The sequence below is a fragment of the Aquipseudomonas alcaligenes NBRC 14159 genome, from assembly GCF_000467105.1.
Lineage (GTDB): Bacteria > Pseudomonadota > Gammaproteobacteria > Pseudomonadales > Pseudomonadaceae > Aquipseudomonas > Aquipseudomonas alcaligenes.
In genome coordinates, this window is the sequence record NZ_BATI01000041.1 from 1 (window position 1) to 22459 (window position 22459).

General features: G+C 65.7%; 16 protein-coding genes. 2 read left to right on the forward strand and 14 right to left on the reverse strand.

All coding sequences use genetic code 11. The features are described 5' to 3' along the window. Window positions 1–147: 147 nt before the first annotated feature. The 14 genes from PA6_RS19300 to glnE all read right to left on the reverse strand — a co-directional run bounded on the left by PA6_RS19300 (window position 148) and on the right by glnE (window position 17706). Entirely contained in the window at window positions 148–1365 is a 1218-nt protein-coding gene (locus PA6_RS19300) for an O-antigen ligase family protein (RefSeq protein WP_043217056.1), read from the reverse strand. A 1-nt stretch (window position 1366) separates the two neighbouring features. After that, on the reverse strand, window positions 1367–2476 hold the full coding sequence (locus PA6_RS19305) for a capsular polysaccharide export protein, LipB/KpsS family (RefSeq protein ID WP_021702656.1): 1110 nt from the start codon (window positions 2474–2476) through the stop codon (window positions 1367–1369). 58 nt (window positions 2477–2534) lie between these two features. After that, window positions 2535–3797, reverse strand: coding sequence for a glycosyltransferase family protein (locus PA6_RS19310; RefSeq protein WP_021702657.1), 1263 nt, complete (start codon window positions 3795–3797; stop codon window positions 2535–2537). 10 nt (window positions 3798–3807) lie between these two features. Beyond that, window positions 3808–4938, reverse strand: a complete 1131-nt coding sequence (locus PA6_RS19315; protein WP_021702658.1) for a glycosyltransferase — start codon at window positions 4936–4938, stop codon at window positions 3808–3810. Further along, a complete protein-coding gene (locus tag PA6_RS19320) occupies window positions 4925–6679 on the reverse strand; it encodes a carbamoyltransferase family protein (protein WP_021702659.1) in 1755 nt (584 codons plus the stop codon). Before PA6_RS19320 ends, PA6_RS19315 begins: the two co-directional genes overlap by 14 nt. A 142-nt stretch (window positions 6680–6821) precedes the next feature. Then, window positions 6822–8243 (reverse strand): lipopolysaccharide kinase InaA family protein, encoded by a 1422-nt coding sequence (locus PA6_RS19325; protein ID WP_021702660.1) that lies wholly within the window; start codon window positions 8241–8243, stop codon window positions 6822–6824. Beyond that, window positions 8243–8986, reverse strand: a complete 744-nt coding sequence (locus PA6_RS19330) for a lipopolysaccharide kinase InaA family protein (protein WP_021702661.1) — start codon at window positions 8984–8986, stop codon at window positions 8243–8245. The genes PA6_RS19325 and PA6_RS19330 overlap by 1 nt, the downstream gene beginning before the upstream one ends. After that, the gene (locus PA6_RS19335; protein WP_021702662.1) at window positions 8983–9717 is read right to left on the reverse strand and encodes a lipopolysaccharide kinase InaA family protein; all 735 of its coding nucleotides are present in this window, start codon (window positions 9715–9717) and stop codon (window positions 8983–8985) included. The genes PA6_RS19330 and PA6_RS19335 overlap by 4 nt, the downstream gene beginning before the upstream one ends. After that, the gene (rfaP, locus tag PA6_RS19340) at window positions 9717–10523 is read right to left on the reverse strand and encodes a lipopolysaccharide core heptose(I) kinase RfaP (RefSeq protein WP_021702663.1); all 807 of its coding nucleotides are present in this window, start codon (window positions 10521–10523) and stop codon (window positions 9717–9719) included. The genes PA6_RS19335 and rfaP overlap by 1 nt, the downstream gene beginning before the upstream one ends. Before the next feature lie 103 nt (window positions 10524–10626). Continuing rightward, the gene (locus PA6_RS19345) at window positions 10627–11748 is read right to left on the reverse strand and encodes a glycosyltransferase family 4 protein (RefSeq protein WP_021702664.1); all 1122 of its coding nucleotides are present in this window, start codon (window positions 11746–11748) and stop codon (window positions 10627–10629) included. Beyond that, entirely contained in the window at window positions 11748–12752 is a 1005-nt protein-coding gene (waaC, locus tag PA6_RS19350; RefSeq protein WP_021702665.1) for a lipopolysaccharide heptosyltransferase I, read from the reverse strand. Before waaC ends, PA6_RS19345 begins: the two co-directional genes overlap by 1 nt. Before the next feature lies 1 nt (window position 12753). After that, window positions 12754–13788: a lipopolysaccharide heptosyltransferase II gene (gene waaF / locus PA6_RS19355; RefSeq protein ID WP_021702666.1), complete on the reverse strand. Its 1035-nt coding sequence runs from the start codon at window positions 13786–13788 to the stop codon at window positions 12754–12756. A gap of 62 nt (window positions 13789–13850) precedes the next feature. Continuing rightward, window positions 13851–14774 carry a branched-chain amino acid transaminase gene (locus PA6_RS19360; protein WP_021702667.1) on the reverse strand — a complete coding sequence of 308 codons (924 nt, stop codon included), beginning with the start codon at window positions 14772–14774 and terminating at the stop codon, window positions 13851–13853. A gap of 28 nt (window positions 14775–14802) precedes the next feature. Next, window positions 14803–17706 (reverse strand): bifunctional [glutamate--ammonia ligase]-adenylyl-L-tyrosine phosphorylase/[glutamate--ammonia-ligase] adenylyltransferase, encoded by a 2904-nt coding sequence (glnE, locus tag PA6_RS19365; RefSeq protein WP_021702668.1) that lies wholly within the window; start codon window positions 17704–17706, stop codon window positions 14803–14805. Between the two features lie 244 nt (window positions 17707–17950). Here glnE and aceE point away from each other — a divergent pair, with 244 nt between their 5' ends. Together aceE and aceF are read left to right on the forward strand one after the other, a co-directional pair. Further along, a complete protein-coding gene (aceE, locus tag PA6_RS19370; RefSeq protein ID WP_021702669.1) occupies window positions 17951–20596 on the forward strand; it encodes a pyruvate dehydrogenase (acetyl-transferring), homodimeric type in 2646 nt (881 codons plus the stop codon). Window positions 20597–20607: 11 nt separating this feature from the next. Beyond that, window positions 20608–22266, forward strand: a complete 1659-nt coding sequence (gene aceF / locus PA6_RS19375) for a dihydrolipoyllysine-residue acetyltransferase (RefSeq protein WP_021702670.1) — start codon at window positions 20608–20610, stop codon at window positions 22264–22266. Window positions 22267–22459: the final 193 nt, after the last annotated feature.

Genomic DNA, 22459 nt, shown 5'->3' on the forward strand with positions numbered 1-22459 from the left:
CCTTAAGCGCTAGCATCGGGTAGTCGCCGTAGCGCTGCAACGGAAAGGACCTGGTCGACGGACCGGAGGCAATTATAAATACTGGCCCACTGCGGGTACCTCGCAGCTCGGCGAACGACTTGGCGATCACAGACTGCTCATCGGCGGTCATGCTTTACTCTCCCTAACATGGCACAGCGATACACTGGATATACCCGTTATCGAGCGGCTCTCTTGTTGCCGCACAGCCAATACCAAACTTATTGCGATGGGTAGCCAAGTGATCAACCAATCTGCATTGGGCTTGAACCACAAACCAATACCATCCGTCAGCAACGCCACACTGGAGAAACACCAAAGCGCCAAAAGCGCCCTCCCCATAACCTCCTGCCTATTCCGCCACCCCCTCCAGAATACGCCCCCCCAAAGCAGCAGAAACAGGAAAAGACCAGGCAGCCCCAAGCGAATGGACAAGTCGAGATAGAGATTATGGGGATGCTTATACGTATTACTGGCAGAGTGCACGACTATCTCGTAAGGATTGAAACCCAAGCCCAGTAGCCAATTCTGTTTAAGCAGTTCGAGCCCCCCAGCAATAAGTTCCGGACGATATGAAAGCCCTCTCTGCATCAATATCTCAGGAGCCTGCCAACAGACGAAGCTAACCATCCCCACGCCCACGAGCAGCACAGTCAAGCTGCTCCGTGAGGGGCGCGACAGCAGCAACGCCAACGACGTCACCATGACAGCCAACCAGACACCGCGGCTCTGGTTCAATCCGATAAACAGTACATACCCTACCGCCGCCACCGCGACTGCAAGCAAATACACAATACGGCGCGTGCTTACATCTCTAAAGAGCAAAAAGCCCAAAACCGCCAAAGCCCCAACAGCATGTGCAGCCATAATCGCTGTATCCCACAGACCAATAGCAATCAACCTCTGGAAAGGCGCATGCGGCCCTGTAAGCGAGAAATATTGAACCGACACCCAGGCTAAAAAACCACCCACCAAGATAGAGACACGCAGCTGTGCCTCTAAAGACCAGCGCACATCGCGAGCGGCCAGCACTATTCCCACCAGAGAAAGAAATACATAGATAGGCAGCTTTGCCTTGCTAGCTGGGTCACTCGCCCCCTTGAGCAGCAGAATAAGTAACATCCAGCCCGACAAAATGATGAATAACATCATCTCCGCCTGGAAAATCTGGCGCCGAAAGTCTCGCTCCAAGAGCAGCGCGAGGAGAGCAGGAAGCCAAAGTAGAACGATGATCAGCTGGTGGTAAAGCTTGTTGCTCGGCAGGAACCAAGGACCGCACAGAAGGACGAATAAACCGATCAGCGCCCAACGAGAGAGCACCATCCGGCTCGTCGGCAACTTCACCATTTCAGCGCCCCGACTGTCGCATCCGCCTCGCTACCCTCAATAGCTGCGCATGATCAGCATTCTGCCAACCGCCTTGCACGCAGTACTCTGCCGCCAAATAGCGCAGGAAATTCTCACGAATCCTGATATCCAGATGCCAGCCTGGGAAGGCATTGACCAGTGCAACCAACTCCTCAGCAGAGTCGGCATGCGCCACCAAACCCGGAATATTGAAAAACGCCTGCCCCAGTGTCAGGACCGGCTTATCAAGCAATATACTTTCCAAGCCTACCGTCGAATTGAGCGTAATGACGAACTGACTAGCCTGAATCAGTTCTTGCGTACTGTTGCCATTGGCAAATAACAGACGCTCGTGCGCACGAGCATGCAGTTCCGGATATGACTCTCGGCTGGAGGGATGCTCCTTGAAGACGACGGTCATACCAGTTTCGCGAGCCACTAGTTCCCCTAACGAAAACAATTGACGCATATCACTGACCCAAGGCGAGAACAGGCGAACTTGGGTGTCACGATCATCCTGAAAGGGAATAAAGATAAAGCTTTGCGGCAGCTTGATCGGGGCCTGCTCCGCATTGCGCGGCTTGCGTGGCACAAGAGTGAGCCGGGCCTCAGCCGCTCCCTCAGGCGCCACATAGCCACGATAGAAATCAGCATCTCGCGGTACCGAGTTGCGGTAGTTCACGCCCTTGGGATCCAAGGTCATGGTGTCCGGTAGCAAGCCATTCTCGAAAAAGAAGGTTCCGCAACCCTTGGGGCACAACGCAAGCAGCAGCTGACAGTAGCGATGTGAGCCGTTCCACACCGCTACATTGGAAGGTCGCTCTCGCGCCAGGAGTGCATCAATCCGCAGCGCCACCCAGGCCAACTCCAGGCGCAGTAACAGTCGATAGAGCACTCCCTCATACTTGCGCTTGACCCGTCGCTCCTGGCACTTCTCTTGAATCAGATGCGACCAATCAATCCGCTCAGCAATGCTGCGTAAACGCCAGGGACGCGGCCAGGGCATCTGGCGTGGCGCAACGACCTTGCCTTTCAGGTCGGTCTCATCAAGCAAGCGCTGAAAATAAATGCTCTGGTGCTTGGCCAGAGAGAAGAACAGGAACTGGGTCATCGTCATTTCCACGACTTGGAATTCGGGCCGTCACAACGGCGATCAATACGGTAAGGAATCAGACTGTGGCCGGCAACGTCACGACCTCGACCTCTGGCGGTAACGCTTCGCTACGCAACAGGCACTCGAGAGTCTGCTGGTTGAACGCCAACCCCCGCGAACCGTGAGCCAGGTGGAAGCAGCCGAAGGCCTGCGCTTCTGCTCGTGCCTGGTCATAGGCCTGCTCGATCCACTCAAGCCTATCGCCAATCTCGTCGACGCTGGCCAGCGCAGCACCGAAGAACGCCTCCTGATTGAAGATATCCGGCTCACCACTGAGGTTGACCGGCAACACCGGGCGCTGCGCCAGCCCGGCCTCGATCACCGCGTTGGACATGATGTTGACCACCACCGAAGCTTGCGCCAGCGCATCGGCCAGACCGCACTCGCAGGGCAATACACGGACGTTGTCCAGCGCGCCGGCAGCGTCCTGCCAGAACGGCACTTGGCTGCGCGGGTGAGCCTTGATCAGCACCTGGTAGTCCGGGTTCTGCTCCGACCAGTCGCGGAGCAGCTGGTAGGTGCGCTGGTAGCCGGGCTCCTTTTCCTTGTCCGGCCCCACGCCGAGCACCAGCAGCACGCGCCGAGCGGGGTCGGCAGGTGGCAGGTCGAAGGCCTGGTCGATCATATGCGAGCCGGCTAATACCGCGATCGAAGTGCCGAAGCGCAGCTCACGCGCCTGCAGGGCTTCCAGTGAGCTCTGGCCGAACAGGAAGTAGTAGTCGTAGTCGTTCATGCCCAGGCGGCGCGAGCCTTCCACCGTGGTGGCGTGGGCCAGGTGCACCAGCCGGCTGCCGCGGGCGTTCAGTGCCAGGCGCAGGAACGGCGCATACAGGCTGCCATTGCGGTCGTTGAGCAGGACCCGTGGCTGATGCTGCTCGACCAGCCACTCGGCGTAGGCGGCAATGCCGAAGTAGCGGGTCGGCACTGGATGGGGCGGACGCTTGAGCAGGCGCTCACGCAGGATGGCCTTGGGTTCCTGCAGCGCCGTCTCCACCAGGTTGTGGCCGCGGCCGCGCAGGCCTTCGATCAGCAGTTTCTTGCGCTGGAAGGCGATGACTTTCGGCGCCGATTGCAGCAGCAGGAAATCGCAAGGCTCGGCAGTGACCGACTCGGCCAGACGGGACTTGGCGCGCACGCCGAACCACCAGTCGCCCAGCGCCTCGCGGGCAAAGCGCAGGGCGCTGCCGAGCAGGCCGTGGCGCTCGCGCAGCAGCAGCCAGCGGTAGCGGTCCAGGGCGCGGGCCTTGGCGGCCCAGGGGTTGGCGACAGCATCCTGCATCGAGTCGACCTCAGCTCAGCATCGCACGCAGTGGCAGCGACCAGAAACGCTCGCGCACCACCGCGTCGGAGAAACGCTGCTGCAGGTGCGCCTGCAGGCGTTCGCGCAGCGCCGGCAGATCGCGGTTCTGTGCCTGGCGCTGCAGCGCGCCGGCCAGGGCGGCGGCATCGCCGAGCGGGAACAGCTCGCCGGCGCCCTGCACCACCTCGCGGCCACCGCCGCAGTCGGTGCCGATCACCGGCACGCCGGCGGCCATGGCCTCCAGCAGCACCATGCCGAACGGCTCGTGGTTGGAGCTCAGGGCGAACAGGTCGAAGGCCTTGAAGTAGCGCCGGCCGCCGGCCACCTGGCCGAGAAAACGCACGCTTTCAGTCACACCCAGCTCGGCGGCGAGGTGCTTGAGCGAAACCTCCAGCTTGCCGCTGCCCATGATCGCCAGCAGGCTGCCGGCAGGCAGCTGCGGCAGCGCCTGGGCGAAGCCGCGGATCAGGGTAGCCTGGTCCTTGTCCGGATGCAGGCGACCGACATTGCCGACCACCCAGGCACCCTGCGGCAGGCCCAGATGCGCGCGGGCCGCCTCGCGGGAGACCTGCTCGGCCTGCACGGCCGCGATGTCGATGCGGTTGTACAGCGTTTCGATGCGCTCGCCCGGCCAGGCAGGCAGGCACGCACGCATGTCATCGCGCACCGCATCGGACACCCCAAGCAGCGCCAGGCGCTTGCGGAAAAGATTGGCGAACAGCTGGCGAGTGCGGCGTTTGTAGTCACCAAAGGCATGGTGCACGCCGATCACCGGCAGCGGGCTGCCGAGCAAGGCGACATAGATGGGTTTGAAGCGGTGGGCGATGCAGACCGCGAAGTCGCGCGACGCGGCGATGCGCCGGAAGTCGGCGATGGCCTTGAGCTTCAGGCCCCGCACCTGGCGACTGGAATAGTCGAGGAAGATCACCTCGTCGGAGGCCGAACCGGCCTCGACCTCGGCGCTCGGCGCACCGGTCAGGTAGACGGTGCAGACCTTGTAACGCGTACCGGCAAACAGCGCGGCGTACTGCCGCGCGCAATCGAGGAAGGGGCCGTCATAGCCATGGCAGAACTGCAGTATCCACTGCTGCCCGGCCCCCATGACCTCAGATGTTGTCATACCAGTCCTTGCCGTCCTTGACCACGAGGATGTCTTCCATGATCAGGTACTGCAGGTCGGAGCCGTAGAACATGTTCAGCGCGTCGGTCGGCGAGCAGATCATCGGCTCGCCGCGGCGGTTGAGCGAGGTGTTCAGCGACACGCCGTTGCCGGTCAGTTTTTCCAGCTCCAGCATCAGGTCGTACCAGCGCGGGTTGTACTGGCGTTCCAGCACCTGGGCGCGCGAAGTGCCGTCCTCGTGCACTACCTCGCCGACGCGCTCCTTCCACTCTTCGTTGACCTCGAAGGTGAAGGTCATGAACGGGCTCGGATGGTCGACCTTGAGCATCTTCGGCGCCACGGTGTCGAGCATCGACGGGCAGAAGGGTCTCCAGCGCTCGCGGAACTTGATCTGTTCGTTGATGCGGTCGGCCACGCCCGGCACGCTCGGGCAGCCAATGATCGAACGGCCGCCGAGGGCGCGCGGACCGAACTCCATGCGGCCCTGGAACCAGGCCACCGGGTTGCCGTCGACCATGATCTTGGCGATGCGCTCGGGGGTATTGTCGATGCGCTTGAACACCGGCTTGCTCGGGTGGCGGGCGCAGGCGGCGATCACGTCTTCGTTGGAGTAGGACGGGCCGAGGTAGACGTGCTCCATCTTCTCCACCGGCACGCCGCGCTGGTGCGAGACATAGGCGGCGGCGCCGACGGCGGTGCCGGCGTCACCGGAAGCGGGCTGCACGAACAGCTCCTTGACGTCGTCGCGGGCGATGATCTTCTGGTTCAGCTTGACGTTCAGCGCGCAGCCGCCGGCAAAGGCAATCTTGCCGGTTTCCTTGAGGATGTCGCCGAGGTAGTACTCCATCATCTCCAGCGCCAGCTTCTCGAACAGGGCCTGCATGCTGGCGGCATAGTGGATATACGGGTCGTCGGCGATGTCGCCCTGGCGCTTCGGCCCCAGCCACTCGATCAGCTTGGGCGAGAAGTAGTAGCCCTTGCCGTTTTCCTTGTAGCGGCGGAAGCCGATGACGTTGGCGTAGTCGGTGTTGATGATCAGCTCACCGTTCTCGAACTTGGCCAGGCGCGAGAAATCGTACTTGGCCGCGTCGCCGTAGGGCGCCATGCCCATGACCTTGAACTCGCCGTCGAGCATTTCGAAGCCGAGGAATTCGGTGATCGCGCCGTACAGGCCGCCGAGCGAATCCGGATCGTAGAATTCCTTGATCTTGTGGATCTTGCCGTTCTCGCCCCAGCCGAAGAAGGTGGTGGCGTACTCGCCCTTGCCGTCGATGCCGAGGATCGCGGTTTTTTCCTTGAAGCCCGAGCAGTAGTAGGCGCTGGAAGCGTGGGCCAGGTGGTGCTCGACCGGCTCGATCTTGACCTTCTTCAGGTCGAAGCCCAGCTGTTCCAGGCACCACTGGATCTTCTTGTGGTAGCGCTTGTAGCGGCGATTGCCCATCAGGATGGCGTCGAGGGCGCGGTCCGGTGCGTACCAGTAACGCTTGGCGTACTGCCAGCGGGCCTTCTCGAAGATGCTGATGGGCGCGAACGGAATGGCCACCACGTCGACGTCGGAGGGCTTGATCCCGGCCTGTTCCAGGCAGAACTTGGCGGACTCGTAGGGCATGCGGTTCTTCGCATGCTTGTCGCGCACGAAGCGCTCTTCCTCGACCGCCGCGATCAGCTTGCCGTCGATGTACAGGGCGGCGGACGGGTCATGGCTGAGCGCGCCGGACAGGCCGAGAATGGTCAATGCCACGGGAAAGCCTCTTTGCAGCTACGGGCGGACGATGCCGCCGGGACAGGTGGAAGGGCGAAACAGCTTTCGCCCGAACAAAGGCGGGGATTATAGCGACAGACTCCGGCCGCGGGTATCGCCGGGTGCCGACCGCGCGGTCGCGTCACAGACGCGGCAGGCGCGCGTCCAGCAGGCGGTGCAGGGCGGATTCCGCCGGCCAGTTGCGCAGGAAGCGCGCGCGGTCGCGGGCGTAGGCGCGGGCGAAGCCACTCTGCCCAGCGTGCTGACGCATGGCGTCGAGGTCGATCAGGCTCCAGCGGCCGTCGTCCCAGAACAGGTTGTGGCCTTTGAAATCGCCGTGACTGATGCGCTCGCGGATCAGCGCGGCGAACAGCCGGTCCAGCGCCGCCAGCTCGGCTTCCGGCGGGCAGCCATCGACATGCGGCGTGAAGCGCGCGATCAGGTCCTCGCCGCCACAGTAGTCGGTCACCAGGTAGGCACGGCCGCGCAGCCAGCACCAGCGCCGCTCGAGCACCGCCAGCGGGCGCGGCGTGGCGATGCCCAGCAGCTCCAGGCGGTTGCCCTCGACCCAGCTGTGCCAGGCCCGGCTGGGGCGCCAGAAACGCTTGAGCCAGTGCAGCCAGCTTTTGATGTTGTAGCGCTTGACCACCAGCGGCCGACCATTCAGCTCGACCCGGGCAACGGTGGCCGCGCCGCCGGTCTTGTAGATATGCCCGGCATCGATGCGCGCGTCGATCTGGCCCAGCAGCGGCGCCAGCTCGGCGTCCTGCTCACGACGCACCACGCGCAGGCCGAAGGCACCGATTTTGGCCGCGAACAGACTGCAATCCCGGCCGACCTTCTTCAGGTAGTCGCGCAGGCGCCAGCGCCGCACCCTTGCCACTTCCCTGAGCAGGGCCTCCAGCGGCAGGGCATGCTCGCCGTTGGCCAGCAGGTAGTGCACCAGCAGTTCTTCGGTGAAGGGTTCCAGCTCGGCCGGAAGCTGGGCGAAGAACACCCCGAGGTTCTCCAGCACGCGCTGGCGCGACAGCGGCTGGCCGGCCGTCTCGACCTGCACACCGCCGCCATCGATGACGAACAGGCGACCATCGTGCCGCAGCAGGTTGTCCAGGTGCAGGTCGGCCTGCCACAGGCCCCTGGCATGCAGCTGGCCGATGACATTCAGCGCCTCGCCCAGCACCGCCTGCTGCGCGTCGGACAGCAGAGCCTCGCGCTCGACGGCGCGCCAGGCATCCCACAGGCTCTCGGCACCGTCCAGATAGTCGAACAGCAGCCAGCCGCCCTGCCCGACTACGAAGCCTTCGGCCAGCAGCTCGGGCGTGCACAGCCCCTGCTCGGCGAGCAGGCGCGCGCCAGCCAGCTCACGCTGAAAATGCCGTTCGGCCTTGCCGCCAACCAGCAGCTTGGCCAGCACCGCACGGCCGCGCCAGCGGGCCAGGCCGACATAGCGCTGCCCCGGCAGCACCCGCAACAGGCGCTCCAGTACCAGCGGCTCGCCATTCAGCACCAGCTGCAGAGGTAGTTCCGGCGCACGCCCGGCAAGCTGCAAATCGGCCAGCTGCATCAGCGCGACTCCTTGTGCCGGCGGCGCGCGCCGAGACGCTGGCTCCAGCGTTCGATGTCGCCCGCCTCGCCCAGGTAGGCGGCCAGCAACTGGCGCACCTCGGCCTCGCTCCAGACGCTGGCGCGGCGCAGCAGCGGCTCCAGGTCCCTGATCCGGTCGCGCTCGCCGAGCAACAGCGGACGGGTCTTCTCCAGGTCGATCAGCTGCGCCGCGAAGCCTTCGCCCTGCTCTTTCAGGAAGATGTGCTTGGGATAGAAGCAGCCGTGTACCTGGCCCGCCGCGTGCAGGCGCCGCGCCAGCGTGCCGCAGGCGTGCAGGATGGCCGCGCGGCGGGCGCCGTCCAACTGCGCCCAGCCCTGCAGCCAGTGATCCAGGTCCTGCCAGCCGTCCAGCGCGCGGGTCAGCAGGATGGCGCGGCGCTCACCGGGCAGTCGGCGCTCGGCGAAGAAGGCCGCCTGCAGCGCGGGAATGCCCAGCGCGGCATAGCGGCGGATATTGCGGAATTCGCGGGCGAAAGTCGGTTCGCCGAGCGGGCGCAGCAGGCTGTGGGTCAGGTGGTTGCTCTGGCGCTTGAGGTAATAGGCCGCCTCGCCCAGGTCGAGGCGATAGACGCTGCTCCAGCCTCCGCGCTCGGTGTTGGGTTCGTCCACCGCTTCCAGTTGCAGCGCCCACAGCGCGTCGTAATCGGCCAGTCCGTGGCGTTCGAGGATGGCGCGATCCTCGGCGGCGATGAAATCGCTCATTCCCTGCCCTCGAAGAATTTCACTATCTGCCGCACGCGGCGCTTGTCGCCGCTGGAGAGGCGCTCGCGCCCGCGGTACTGCAGGAAGAAGCGCAGACGCTGGCTGCGCGTCAGCACCTTGCTGGCGACCTTGTCCAGGCAGGCCAGGTCCTTGATCACCCGGTAGCGCAGGAACGGCCCCCACCAGAAGCTGCCGGTCGGGCAGTCGATCAGGAACAGCTCGGCCTGCTCGTTGACCAGCAGGTTGCGCCACTTCAGGTCGTTGTGGGCGAAATGATGGTCGTGCAGGGCGCGGGTCGCCCGGGCCAGCTGGCGACTGACACCATCCACCCAGCCAGCGTCGCGCAGGCGCTCGTCACCTTTCTTGGCCATCAGTGCCAGGTCGCGGGTGTGCTCCAGCTCGCGAGTGATCAGCGCACCACGCACGAAGGCGCCGCCCTTGCGCTCCAGGCCATAGGCGACGATGGGCGCGGTGGGAATGCCCCACTTGGCGAAATTCTTCAGGTTCTGCCACTCAGCCTTGACCCGTGGCCGGCCGATGTAGCGGCGCAGGCCCTTGCCGGCGCCCCAGTAGCGCTTGACGTAGTAGCGCACGCCGTCGCGCTCGATCAGCACCACCTCGGACAGCGGGTCGCGGGTCAGGCGCTTGCCTTCCAGGGCGAACACGCTGGCCAGGTCGCCAAACTCCGTACGCAACCCGGCGTAGGTCGGGTCCAGGAACCAGCCGGCCATCAGAGCGCATCCCCGTAGCGCTGCTTGCGCGCGTACAGCTTGTCTGCCTTGTGCTCCAGCCAGGCCAGCAGCCGCGCCTCGTCGCGCAGGATGTCGCGCAGCGGGCGCTGGAAGTAGGTACGCAGGAAGCGCAGCTTGTCCCGCCGCGTCAGGCCGATGTCCAGGGCGGAGAAATACAGCGCGGCCAGATCCTTGTTGCGCCAGCGCAGGGGTACGGCGCTGCGTACCTGGGCGCGGTGCAGGTCGATCACCGAGAGGCGGAAATCGTCCGCCGTTACAGGTTTTTCGGTGTGCAGCAGGAAGTGGCAGATATAGCAGTCGCGGTGATTGACCCCGGCGCGGTGCATGCCGCCGACCATTTTCGCCACTTCGGCGATCAGCGCGCGCTTGAGGCGCGCTTCGGGCGGCTGCTGGGCCCAGTTCAGGGTCAGCTGCTCAAGGTCGGTGGTCGGCGCCAGTTCCTCGGTGACGATGAAGGAGTGCTGCGCCGCCGGATTGCTACCGCGCTCGCCATAGGCCACGGCGGTCATGGTCGGCACACCGGCCTCGGTCAGACGCTGGATCGCCCGCCATTCCTGGCCGGCGCCGAGCACCGGCAGCTTGGCGCTGAGCAGGTTCTTGACGATCTCACCCCAGCCGATGCCGCGGTGGATCTTGACGAAGTAGCCGCGCCCGTCGACTTCGGTGCGCAGCGTGCGCCGCCCCTCCAACTCGCGGTAGACCTGGCCCTGCAGGGCCTCCACGGCGACGAAGGCATCCTGTCCGGCCCATAGCGACTTGAACGGCTCGACAAGAATCAGGCGCATACCGCCTCCGTAGGGTGGAAAACGGCCGCAGGCCTTTTCCACCGGTTGTCGGATCGGTGGATAAGCGCGTTGCGCGTTATCCACCCTACGCATGTCATCAGTTTCATGCGCGCTCCGCCAGGATCACGTCAGCCGCGCGCTGCGGCATCGAATACAGGTCGGCCGAGTCGGCGAAGGCCAGACCATTGGCGCTCCACTTGGCGCGCGCCGCGTCGTCGCCAAGCATCTCGGCGAGCATGCGGTTGAACACCTCCTGCTCGAACGGCGTCGGCACCACGCGCCCGGCCTCGGCTTCGGCGATGTAGTGGGCATAGCCGCAGACTGCGCTGACTAGCACCGGCAAGCCGGAGACCAGCGCCTCCAGCAGCACGGTACCGGTGTTCTCGTTGTAGGCCGGATGAACCAGCAGATCGGCGCCAAGCAGGAAGCGCGGAATATCGCTGCGCCCCTTGAGTATCTGCACCTGATCGGACAGCCCCAGCGCCTTGACCTGCAGCAGGAAGGGCTTGGGGTCGTCCTGGCCGATGGCAATCAGGCGGGTGCGTTTCTTCAGCTCGCGCGGCAGCGCGGCCAGGGCCTTGAGGCTGCGGTCCAGGCCCTTGGTCTTGAAGCCGGAGCCGATCTGCACCAGCAGCAGGTCGTCGTCGGCCAGCTGGAACTCGCGGCGGAACTCGGCGCGGATCTCGCCGGCATTGGCCGGCGCACGGCGATCGGCGGCGATGCCCGGCGGCAGCAGGTGGAAGCGCGCCTCCGGAGTCTGGTAATGCTTGATGAACAGCGGCTGCTGCACCTCGGAGATCATCAGGATCTCGGTCCTCGACTCCGGGGCGAACACCGCCCGCTCATAGTCGGCGAAATGCTTGTAGCGGCCCCAGCGCTTGTAGATCGGCGCGCGCAGGGTCTGCGCCTTGTCCTCGTAGCAGCCGTCGGCGGCGTAGTAGACGTCGAGGCCCGGCATCTTGTTGAAACCGACCACCCGATCCACCGGGTCGCGCGCCAGGTCGGCGGCCAGCCAGGCGCTGAATTTCTCGTTGCGGTGATGGTTGAAGAACGCCTTGATCGGCGCCACCCGCACGTCGAAACCGGCGGGCACTTCGCCCTCCCAGATCGGCGTGTAGACGCGAATGGCATGGCCGCGCGCCTGGCACTCCAGGGCGATGCGCATGAAATCGCGCTGCAGCCCGCCGAACGGGAAGTACTTGTAGAGCACGAAGGCCAGCTGCATCACACCGCCTCCTGCTGCGCCAGCAGCATGGCATTCAGCGCATCGCCGACGCGCTGGGCGTCGAGGCCGTCGAAGCAGGGCTTGTGCCGATCGCCCTGGCCGGCACCCGGCCCAGTGGCGCACAGGTGCACCTGGCCGCGCCCATAGGCACCGACCTTGCCCGGCAGGGTCGGGCCATACAGGGAAATGGTCGGCACATCGAGCGCCGCCGCCAGGTGGCCGAGGCCGGTGTCCACGGCGACGCAGGCGGTGGCGCCGGCGATCACCTTGGCCACGCCGGCCAGATTCAGCTTGGGCAGCACGGCGGCGTTGTCGATGCCGGCGACGATGCGCTGGGCGCGCTCACGCTCGCTCTCGTTGCCCCAGGGCAGGCGGATGGCCCAACCCTGCCCGGCCATGCGCTCGGCCAGGGCGCGCCAGTCGGCCTCCGGCCAGTGCTTGCTGGCCCAGGTGGTGCCATGCAGGAACAGCAGGTAGGGCTGGGCGGACGCATCGGCCATGGCCGCGCGATCCAGACCGTAGTCGCCGATCTGCGGCGGCAGCGGGTAACCCAGCGCCTGAGCGAACAGCTGGCGCGTGCGCTCCAGGGCATGCTGCTCCCTGGGCACCGCGTACAGGCGGTCGTAGAAACGGCAGGCCAGCGGCTCGCGCGCCGAGTCGCGGTCCAGTCCGGCCACCGGCGCCTTGCTGTAACGGCTCAGCACGGCGCTCTTGAACAGGCCCTGGGCGTCGATCACCAAGTCGTATTCGACCTCGCCCAGGCGCTGCTTGAAGCGTTTCCACTCGCCGCTTTTCCAGGTCTGCAGCAGGTGTTTGCGCCAGCGGCGGATGGCCACCGGGATCACCTGCGCCACGGCCGGATGCCAGGCGGGAATCTCGGCGAAGCCCTCCTCCACCACCCAGTCGAACTGGATGCCGGGAATGGCCCGCGCCGCATCGGTGAGCGCCGGCAGGGTATGAATCACGTCGCCCAGCGAAGAAGTCTTGATCAGCAGAACCCGCAAACTATTGCACCTCGACCGGGTCGGCGACCAGGCGGTCCAGCGCCTCGATCACCGGGCGCGGCTTGAGCTCGCGCAGGCAGTTGTAGTGACCGAAGCGGCAGGTACGCTCGAAGCAGGGGCTGCAGTCCAGGCCCAGACGGACGATTTCCACCTGGTCGGCCAGCGGCGGGGTGAACTGCGGCGAAGTCGAGCCGTACACCGCCACCAGCGGGCGATTCAGCGCAGCGGCCACGTGCATCAGGCCGGAGTCGTTGGATACCACAGCGGTGGCAGCAGAGAGCAGGTCGATGGCCTCAGCCAGGCTGGTCTCGCCGGCCAGGTTCACGCTTTCTTCGCGCAACCCCGGGATCAGGCGCTCGCGGATCGACTCGCAGCCGGGGTGGTCATTCTTCGAGCCGAACATCCATACCTGCCAGCCGGCGCGGATCTTGATCTCGGCGACCTTGGCGTAGTGCTCCACCGGCCAGCGCTTGGCCTCGCCGAACTCGGCGCCGGGACACAGCGCCAGCACCGGGCGGTCCAGGCTCAGGCCGAACTTGGCCAGGGCGGCGGTCCGGCTGGCCTCGTCGATCACCAGGCGCGGCTGCGGGTAGGGCTTGGGAAGCTCGGCGCCCGCTTCATAAGCCAGCGCCATGAAGCGCTCGATCATCAGCGGCAGGCGCTCTTTATCCAGCTTGCGCAGGTCGTTGAGCAGGCCGTAGCGCATCTCGCCCTTCCAGCCGGTGCGCTTGGGCACCTTGGCAAAGAACGGCACCAGCGCGGATTTGAGCGAGTTGGGCAGCAGGATCGCCTGATCGTACTGGCCGGCCAGCGACTGGCCGATCCTGCGCCGGGTGGCGAGGTCGAGCACACCATGGCCGAGCGGGAAGCTCAGCGCCGCGCGCACTTCGGGCATGCGTTCGAGGATCGGCCGACTCCACTCGGGCGCCAGCACGTCGATCTCGCAGCCGGGATGGCGCCGCTTGAGGCAGACGAACAGGGTCTGCGCCATCACCATGTCACCGACCCAGCTGGGCCCCACGATCAGTATTTTCATGCTTTTTCCAGAAACGATCGGGGAGGCCCAAAGCCTCCCCGTCATGTCCCTTGACGACTGCCTTACTTAACCAGCGTGCGCCACTCGGCGTGGGCGCTGGTCTTGCCGGTGACCAGATCGAAGTAGGCCTTCTGCAGCTTCTCGGTGACCGGGCCGCGACGGCCGGCGCCGATCTGGCGGCCATCCACTTCACGGATCGGCGTGACTTCGGCGGCGGTGCCGGTGAAGAAGGCCTCGTCGGCGATGTACACCTCGTCGCGGGTGATGCGCTTCTCCACCACCTTGATGCCGTGCTCGGCAGCCAGGGTGAGGATGGTGCTCCGGGTGATGCCGTTCAGGCAGGAGGTCACCTCCGGGGTGTACACCACGCCGTCCTTGACCAGGAAGATGTTCTCGCCCGAGCCTTCGGCCACGTAGCCTTCCGGGTCCAGCAGCATGGCCTCGTCGGCGCCGCCGGAAATGGCTTCCTGCAGGGCCAGCATCGAGTTGATGTAGTTGCCGTTGGCCTTGGCGCGGGTCATCGAGATGTTGACGTGGTGGCGGGTGTAGGAGCTGGTGCGCACCTTGATCCCGCTCTGCAGCGCTTCCTCGCCCATGTAGGCGCCCCAGTTCCAGGCGGCGACGATCACGTGCACCTTGAGGCCCGAGGCACGCAGGCCCATGCCTTCGCTGCCGAAGAACACCATCGGACGCAGGTAGGCACTTTCCAGGCCGTTCTCGCGTACCGCGGCGCGCTGCGCCTCGTTGATCTCTTCCTTGGAGAAGGGGATCTGCATGTTGAAGATGTGCGCCGAGTCGAACAGGCGGTCGGTGTGCGCCTGCAGGCGGAAGATGGCGGTGCCGTCCGGGGTGTTGTAGGCGCGCACCCCCTCGAACACGCCCATGCCGTAGTGCAGGGTGTGGGTCAGTACGTGGGTGGTGGCGTCGCGCCACTGCACCAGCTCGCCGTCGTACCAGATCACGCCATCACGGTCGGACATCGACATCTTTGCCACTCCTCAGGATTCGTTTCGTTCAGTTCAGGCCCAGCTCGCTCCACAGGCGCATCACGCTGCGCCGCTCCTCGGCGAACTGGTCGCCACCGACCTTGCCCGGCTGCTTCTGCAACGCCTGCCGGTGGGCGGCGGAGCGGTAGGCCTTGTAGGCCTCCTGCAGCAGCTCGACGTCCGCGGCGGGCAACAGCCCGACGTCGCGCAGGCCATCGAGAATGCGTATGTTGTCGGTGTAGCGGTGCAGCGTCGGATGCTGCCCCGACCACGCCAGGGCCGCGTATTGCACCATAAATTCAATATCGACGATACCTCCGGCATCCTGCTTCAGATCGAAGGAAGTCGCCGCATCGAAGGCGTTTTCCCCGGTGCCGGCGGCGGTTTCGCGGCTGCCCAGGTTGTCGCGCATCTTGGCGCGCATCTCACTAACCTCGGCCTGCAGCTTGGGCAGGTCGCGCGAGCGTTCAAGGATCGCCGCACGCACCCGCTCGAAGCCTTCGGCCACCCGACTGCAGCCGGCGAGCACGCGCGCGCGCACCAGCGCCTGGTGCTCCCAGGTCCAGGCTTCGTTCTCCTGGTAGCGCTGGAAGGCCGCCAGCGAGCTGACCAGCAGGCCCGCCGCCCCAGAGGGCCGCAGGCGCATATCCACCTCGTAGAGCTGGCCGGAGGTGGTCTGGGTGGTCAGCAGGTGGATGATGCGCTGGCCCAGACGGGCGAAAAACTGCGCGCCGTCGATGGGCTTGGCGCCGTCGGTCTCGGCCTGTGAGTCGCCGTCGTGGATGAATACCAGGTCCAGATCCGAGCCGTGCCCCAACTCCAGGCCGCCAACCTTGCCATAGCCAACGATGACGAAGTCCGGATCGCACAGGCTGCCATCGGCGCGGCGCGGATTGCCGTATTTGGCCACGGTCTGGCGCCAGGCCAGGGCCAGCACCTGGTCAAGGATGGCCTCGGCCAGCCACGTCAGGTAATCCGAGACCTTCATCAGCGGCAGGGTGCCGGCGATCTCCGAGGCGGCCACGCGCAGGCCGTGGGCCAGCTTGAAGTGGCGCAGGGCCTCCATCTGCTGTTCCAGGTCGTCCTCGGGAATGCGCGTCAGGCGTTCGCGCAGCTCGGCCGCCAGCTCCGGCGCCAGCGGCGGCTTGAACAGCCGGCCCTCGTTGAGCAGTTCGTCGAGCAGCAGCGGGAAGCGGGTGATCTGCTCGGCGATCCACGGACTGGCCGCGCACAGCGTCATCAGCCGCTGCAGGGCACCGGGATTCTCGGTGAGCAGCACCAGGTAGGCCGAACGCCGCGCCACCGCCTCCACCAGCGGCAACACGCGCTCCAGCACCAGGTCCGGATCGGCGTGCTCCACCGCCTGCGCCAGCAAGCGCGGGACGAAGGCATCCAGGCGCTCGCGCCCGAGGCGCTGCATGGTGCGTACCTGATTGCCGCCGCGCAGGTCGATCAGCCGTTTGAGGGCGGCCGCCGGTTCGCGGAAGCCCGCCTCGGCCAGCTGGCGCTCGGCCATGTCCGGCTCCAGCGCCTCTTCCCACAGCGGCAGCCACTCGCCACCGACGCAGGTTTCCGCCTCGCCACCCTCCTCTTCGTCCGGGTCGGCGATGACCTGGCGGAAATGCCACTCGATGCGCCCGCGCCAGTACATCAGCCGCTCATGGAAGCTCGCCCAGTCGGCAAAGCCCATGATGCAGGCCACCCGCGCGCGGTCGAGGTCGTTGTCCGGCAGCATCTGCGTCTGGCGGTCGCCGATGGCCTGCAGGGCGTGCTCGGTGTAGCGCAGGAACTCGTATCCTTCCTTCATCTCGGCGATGATCGGCGCCGGCAGGTAGCCCTGCCCCTCGAGGGTATCCAGCACCTTGAGCAGCGGCCGCTGCTGCAGGCTGAGGTCGCGCCCGCCGTGGATCAGCTGGAAGGCCTGGGCGATGAACTCCACCTCGCGGATGCCACCGGAGCCGAGCTTGACGTTGTCGCTCATGCCCTTGCGCCGCACTTCCTGCTGGATCAGCTGCTTCATCGCGCGCAGCGCCTCGATGGCAGAGAAGTCCAGGTAGCGGCGGTAGACGAAGGGCCGCAGCATTTCCAGCAGCTGCTTGCCGGCGGCCTGGTCACCGCCGACCACGCGCGCCTTGATCATGGCGTAGCGCTCCCAGTCGCGCCCCTGGTCCTGGTAGTACTGCTCCAGGGCGTTGAAGCTGAGCACCAGGGCGCCGGACGAGCCATAGGGGCGCAGGCGCATGTCGACGCGGAACACGAAACCCTCGACGGTGATGGCGTCCAGCGCCTTGATCAACCGCTGCCCCAGGCGGATGAAGAACTCCTGGTTGTCCAGCGAGCGTTTGACCCCCTCGGTTTCGCCACCCTCGGGGTAACCGAAGATCAGGTCGATGTCCGAGGACAGGTTCAGCTCGTGGGCACCAAGCTTGCCCATGCCGAGGATCACCAGATGCTGCGGCTGGCCGCTACGGCGGCCGATCGGCGTGCCGAACTGCTCGCAGTGGCGCGGGTAGAGCCACTGGTAGGCGCCGTCGATGCAGGCATCGGCGAGGTCGGAAAGGTCGCCGCAGGTCTCGGCCAGGCTGGCCTGGCGGTTCAGGTCGCGCCAGATGATGCGCACCTGCTGGCGATTACGGAAACGCCGCAGGCGCCGCCCCAGCTCGTCCTCGTCGGCACAGTCGGCCAGCAGGGCCTGCAACTGCCCAAGCAGCTCGCCGGCAGCGAAACGGCGCTCCAGGTCGCCGCTCGCGCCCAGCTCGGTCAGCAGCTGCGAGTCACGCATGGCCTGTTCGTGAACGAAGTCGCTGAGCGCGCAGCTGCGCCGCAGCGCCTCCGTACGTTCGGCCGGCCAGGCGGCGGGCAACAGCGCGGTAGCGCGTTCGGCAAGGGGCAGCAGGGGGGCCGGCAGGGCGGCCAGTGGCGGCAGGCTCATGGTCTATCCTTGGGGACGGGTAGCCCGCCCCGAATCCACCCAGGCGCCACTGCCCTTCCAGAGAAAACTGTAGTTTTACTACTAAAGAATGTGTCCCGGACTCTACAGGCGCCATCGAAATGTAGTAAAACTACAAAAGCGACCACGAGCACAGCGGTCGATCACGACTTCACGTAGCCCGCCCAAAAAGCGTGCACGAGCCCAGGCCTCCGATTCTGGAAGCCTTTCCGCCCTGGAGCAAGCCATGCAAGACCTCGATCCCGTCGAAACCCAGGAATGGCTGGACGCCCTCGAGTCCGTCCTCGACAAGGAGGGTGAGAACCGCGCCCACTACCTGCTGACCCGCATGGGCGAACTGGCCACCCGCAGCGGCACCCAGCTGCCCTATGCGATCACCACGCCCTACCGCAACACCATCCCGGTCGGCCATGAGGCACGCATGCCCGGCGACCTGTTCATGGAGCGGCGGATTCGCTCGCTGGTGCGCTGGAACGCACTGGCCATGGTGATGCGCACCAACCTGCAGGACCCCGACCTGGGCGGTCACATCTCCAGCTTCGCCTCCAGCGCGACCCTCTACGACATCGGCTTCAACTACTTCTTCCAGGCGCCGACCGAAGAGCATGGCGGCGACCTGATCTTCTTCCAGGGCCACGCCAGCCCCGGCATCTACGCCCGCGCCTTCCTCGAAGGCCGCATCAGCGAAGAGCAGATGAACAACTTCCGTCGCGAAGTCGACGGCAAGGGCCTGTCCTCCTACCCGCACCCCTGGCTGATGCCGGACTTCTGGCAGTTCCCCACCGTGTCCATGGGCCTCGGCCCGATCCAGGCGATCTACCAGGCGCGCTTCATGAAGTACCTGGAAAGCCGCGGCTACATTCCCGCTGGGAAGCAAAAAGTGTGGTGCTTCATGGGCGACGGCGAGTGCGACGAGCCGGAATCCCTCGGCGCCATCTCCCTGGCCGGCCGCGAGAAGCTGGACAACCTGATCTTCGTGATCAACTGCAACCTGCAGCGCCTGGACGGCCCGGTGCGCGGCAACGGCAAGATCATCCAGGAACTCGAAGGCGTGTTCCGCGGCGCCGAGTGGAACGTCAACAAGGTAGTCTGGGGCCGCTTCTGGGACCCGCTGCTGGCCAAAGACACCGACGGCCTGCTGCAGCGCCGCATGGACGAGGTGATCGACGGCGAGTACCAGAACTACAAGGCCAAGGACGGGGCCTACGTGCGTGAGCACTTCTTCAACAGCCCCGAGCTGAAGGAGATGGTCAAGGACCTCTCCGACCAGGAAATCTGGAACCTCAACCGCGGCGGCCATGACCCGTACAAGATGTACGCGGCCTACCACCAGGCGGTGAACCACAAGGGTCAGCCGACCGTGGTCCTGGCCAAGACCATCAAGGGCTACGGCACCGGCGCCGGTGAAGCGAAGAACACCGCGCACAACACCAAGAAAGTCGATATCGACAGCCTGAAGAAATTCCGCGACCGCTTCGACATCCCGGTCAAGGACGACGAGCTGGAGAGCCTGCCCTTCGTCAAGGCCGAGCCGGGCAGCCCGGAGTACAAGTATCTGCACGAGCGCCGCGCGGCCCTCGGCGGCTTCGTGCCGCAGCGCCGCACGCAGAGCTTCAGCATCCCGACCCCGCCACTGGATACCCTCAAGGCCATCCTCGACGGCACCGGCGACCGCGACATCTCCACCACCATGGCCTTCGTGCGCATCCTCTCGCAGCTGGTCAAGGACAAGGACCTGGGCGCGCGCATCGTGCCCATCGTGCCGGACGAGGCGCGTACCTTCGGCATGGAAGGCATGTTCCGCCAGCTCGGCATCTACTCCTCGGTCGGCCAGCTGTACGAGCCGGTCGACAAGGACCAGGTGATGTTCTACCGCGAGGACAAGAAGGGCCAGATCCTCGAGGAAGGCATCAACGAGGCCGGCGCCATGTCCAGCTGGATCGCCGCCGGTACTTCCTACTCCACGCACAACCAGCCGATGCTGCCGTTCTACATCTTCTACTCGATGTTCGGCTTCCAGCGTATCGGCGACCTGGCCTGGGCCGCCGGCGACAGCCGCGCCCGCGGCTTCCTGATCGGCGGTACCGCCGGGCGTACCACGCTGAACGGTGAAGGCCTGCAGCACGAGGACGGCCACAGCCACATCATGGCCGCGACCATCCCCAACTGCCGCACCTACGACCCGACCTACGGCTACGAGCTGGCGGTGATCATCCGCCACGGCATCAAGGAGATGATCGAGGAGCAGCAGAACGTCTTCTACTACATCACCGTGATGAACGAGTCCTACCAGCAGCCGGCCCTGCCGGCCGGCACCGAGGACGGCATCATCAAGGGCATGTACCTGCTCGAGGAAGACAAGAAGGAAGCCGCCCACCACGTGCAGCTGCTGGGCTCCGGCACCATCCTGCGCGAAGTGCGCGAGGCGGCGAAGATCCTCCGTGACGAGTTCAACATCGGCTCGGACGTGTGGAGCGTCACCAGCTTCAACGAACTGCGCCGCGACGGCCTGGCCGTGGAGCGCTGGAACCGCCTGCACCCGGGGCAGAAGCCCAAGCAGGCGTTCATCCAGGAATGCCTCACCGGCCGCAAGGGCCCGGTGGTTGCCTCGACCGACTACATGAAGCTGTTCGCCGAGCAGGTGCGCCAGTGGGTGCCCAGCAAGGAGTACAAGGTGCTCGGCACCGACGGCTTCGGCCGCAGCGACAGCCGCAAGAAGCTGCGTCACTTCTTCGAGGTAGATCGTTACTGGGTGGTCCTGGCCGCGCTCGAAGCGCTGGTCGACCGTGGCGAGATCGAAGCCAAGGTGCTGGCCGATGCCATCGCCAAGTTCGGCATCGACCCTGAAAAAGCCAATCCCCTGGACTGCTAAGGAGCGTAGCGATGAGTGAGTTGATTCGCGTACCCGACCTCGGCGGTGAAGGCGAGGTCATTGAACTGCTGGTCAAGGTCGGCGACCGCGTCGAGGCCGAGCAGAGCATCCTGACCCTGGAGTCCGACAAGGCCTCCATGGAAGTCCCCGTGCCCAAGGCCGGGATCATCAAGGAACTGAAGGTCAAGCTGGGCGACCGCCTCAAGGAAGGCGACGAGCTGCTGGTGCTGGAAGTCGAGGGCGCCGCCGCGACCGCCGAACCGGCTGCGGCCCCTGCTGCGGTCGAAGCGCCCAAGGCCGCCGAACCGGCCCCCGCGCCTGCCGCCACTCCCGCAGCGGCTCCGGCCGCCGCCAGCGTGCAGGACGTGCATGTGCCGGACATCGGCACCAGCGGCAAGGTCAAGGTCATCGAGGTACTGGTCAAGGCCGGCGACACCATCGAAGCCGACCAGTCGCTGATCACCCTGGAGTCGGACAAGGCCAGCATGGAAATCCCCGCGCCGGCCGCCGGCGTGGTGGAGGAAGTCGTGGTCAAGCTGGACGCCGAAGTCGGCACCGGTGACCTGATCCTCAAGCTGCGCGTGGCAGGCGGTGCCAACGAGGCTGCTGCAGCCCCTGCGGCCGCCCCGGCACCTACAAGCGAGCCGGTGCACCGCACTCCGCCGGGCGCCAAGCCCGAGGTGGCGGCCGAGGTTGGCGCCATCGCCGCGCTGGCCGCCGCCGCTGCCGCCGTGACGCCGCCCGTGCGTGACGGCAGCAAGGTACACGCCGGCCCGGCGGTGCGCATGACCGCCCGCGAGTTCGGCGTCGACCTGACCGCCGTGCCGGGCACCGGCCCGAAAGGCCGCATCCTCAAGGAAGACGTGCAGGCCTACGTCAAGGCCATGCTGCAGAAGGCCAAGGACGCCCCGGCCGCCGGTGCCGCCGGCGGTGCCGGCATCCCGCCGATCCCGGAAGTGGACTTCAGCAAGTTCGGCCCGGTCGAAGAAGTGCCGATGACCCGTCTGATGCAGGTCGGCGCCGCCAACCTGCACCGCAGCTGGCTCAACGTGCCGCACGTGACCCAGTTCGACAGCGCCGACATCACCGAGCTGGAAGCCTTCCGCGTGGCGCAGAAGGCGGTGGCCGAGAAGGCCGGGGTCAAGCTCACCGTGCTGCCGCTGCTGCTCAAGGCCTGCGCCCATCTGCTCAGGGAGCTGCCGGACTTCAACAGCTCGCTGGCCCCGTCCGGCAAGGCGCTGATCCGCAAGAAGTACGTGCACATCGGCTTCGCCGTGGATACCCCGGACGGCCTGCTGGTCCCGGTGATCCGCGACGTCGACCAGAAGAGCCTGCTGCAGCTGGCCGGCGAAGCCGCCGAGCTGGCCGAGAAGGCGCGCAGCAAGAAACTCTCGCCGGACGCCATGCAGGGCGCCTGTTTCACCATCTCCAGCCTCGGCCACATCGGCGGCACCGGTTTCACGCCGATCGTCAACGCGCCGGAAGTGGCGATCCTCGGGGTGAGCAAGGCGGCCATGCAGCCGGTATGGGACGGCAAGGCCTTCCAGCCGCGCCTGATGCTGCCGCTGTCGCTGTCCTACGACCACCGGGTGATCAACGGCGCCGCCGCCGCGCGCTTCACCAAGCGCCTGGGCGACGTGCTGGGGGATATCCGCACCCTGCTGCTGTAACGAACCAAGCTGTGCTTTGGAGGCATCGACGCCTCTCCCCCTCAGCCCCGCCATCTGGCGGGGCTTTTTTATTGGCAAAGAAAAGCCCCGCCATGGCAGTAAGGCTGTTCACATAGAGAGTGCTCGATTAGCTCCCCTCTCCCATGCATGGGAGAGGGGCTGGGGGAGAGGGCCGAACGCGCTGCGAAGCGGC

Bases quoted from the DNA above. Each gene is read 5' to 3' on its own strand.
- PA6_RS19300 (WP_043217056.1), bottom strand. From the start codon at position 1,365: ATGGTGAAGTTGCCGACGAGCCGGATGGTGCTCTCTCGTTGGGCGCTG.
- PA6_RS19305 (WP_021702656.1), bottom strand. From the start codon at position 2,476: ATGACCCAGTTCCTGTTCTTCTCTCTGGCCAAGCACCAGAGCATTTAT.
- PA6_RS19310 (WP_021702657.1), bottom strand. From the start codon at position 3,797: ATGCAGGATGCTGTCGCCAACCCCTGGGCCGCCAAGGCCCGCGCCCTG.
- PA6_RS19315 (WP_021702658.1), bottom strand. From the start codon at position 4,938: ATGACAACATCTGAGGTCATGGGGGCCGGGCAGCAGTGGATACTGCAG.
- PA6_RS19325 (WP_021702660.1), bottom strand. From the start codon at position 8,243: ATGCAGCTGGCCGATTTGCAGCTTGCCGGGCGTGCGCCGGAACTACCT.
- PA6_RS19330 (WP_021702661.1), bottom strand. From the start codon at position 8,986: ATGAGCGATTTCATCGCCGCCGAGGATCGCGCCATCCTCGAACGCCAC.
- PA6_RS19335 (WP_021702662.1), bottom strand. From the start codon at position 9,717: ATGGCCGGCTGGTTCCTGGACCCGACCTACGCCGGGTTGCGTACGGAG.
- rfaP (WP_021702663.1), bottom strand. From the start codon at position 10,523: ATGCGCCTGATTCTTGTCGAGCCGTTCAAGTCGCTATGGGCCGGACAG.
- PA6_RS19345 (WP_021702664.1), bottom strand. From the start codon at position 11,748: ATGCAGCTGGCCTTCGTGCTCTACAAGTACTTCCCGTTCGGCGGGCTG.
- waaF (WP_021702666.1), bottom strand. From the start codon at position 13,788: ATGAAAATACTGATCGTGGGGCCCAGCTGGGTCGGTGACATGGTGATG.
- PA6_RS19360 (WP_021702667.1), bottom strand. From the start codon at position 14,774: ATGTCGATGTCCGACCGTGATGGCGTGATCTGGTACGACGGCGAGCTG.
- glnE (WP_021702668.1), bottom strand. From the start codon at position 17,706: ATGAGCCTGCCGCCACTGGCCGCCCTGCCGGCCCCCCTGCTGCCCCTT.
- aceE (WP_021702669.1), top strand. From the start codon at position 17,951: ATGCAAGACCTCGATCCCGTCGAAACCCAGGAATGGCTGGACGCCCTC.
- aceF (WP_021702670.1), top strand. From the start codon at position 20,608: ATGAGTGAGTTGATTCGCGTACCCGACCTCGGCGGTGAAGGCGAGGTC.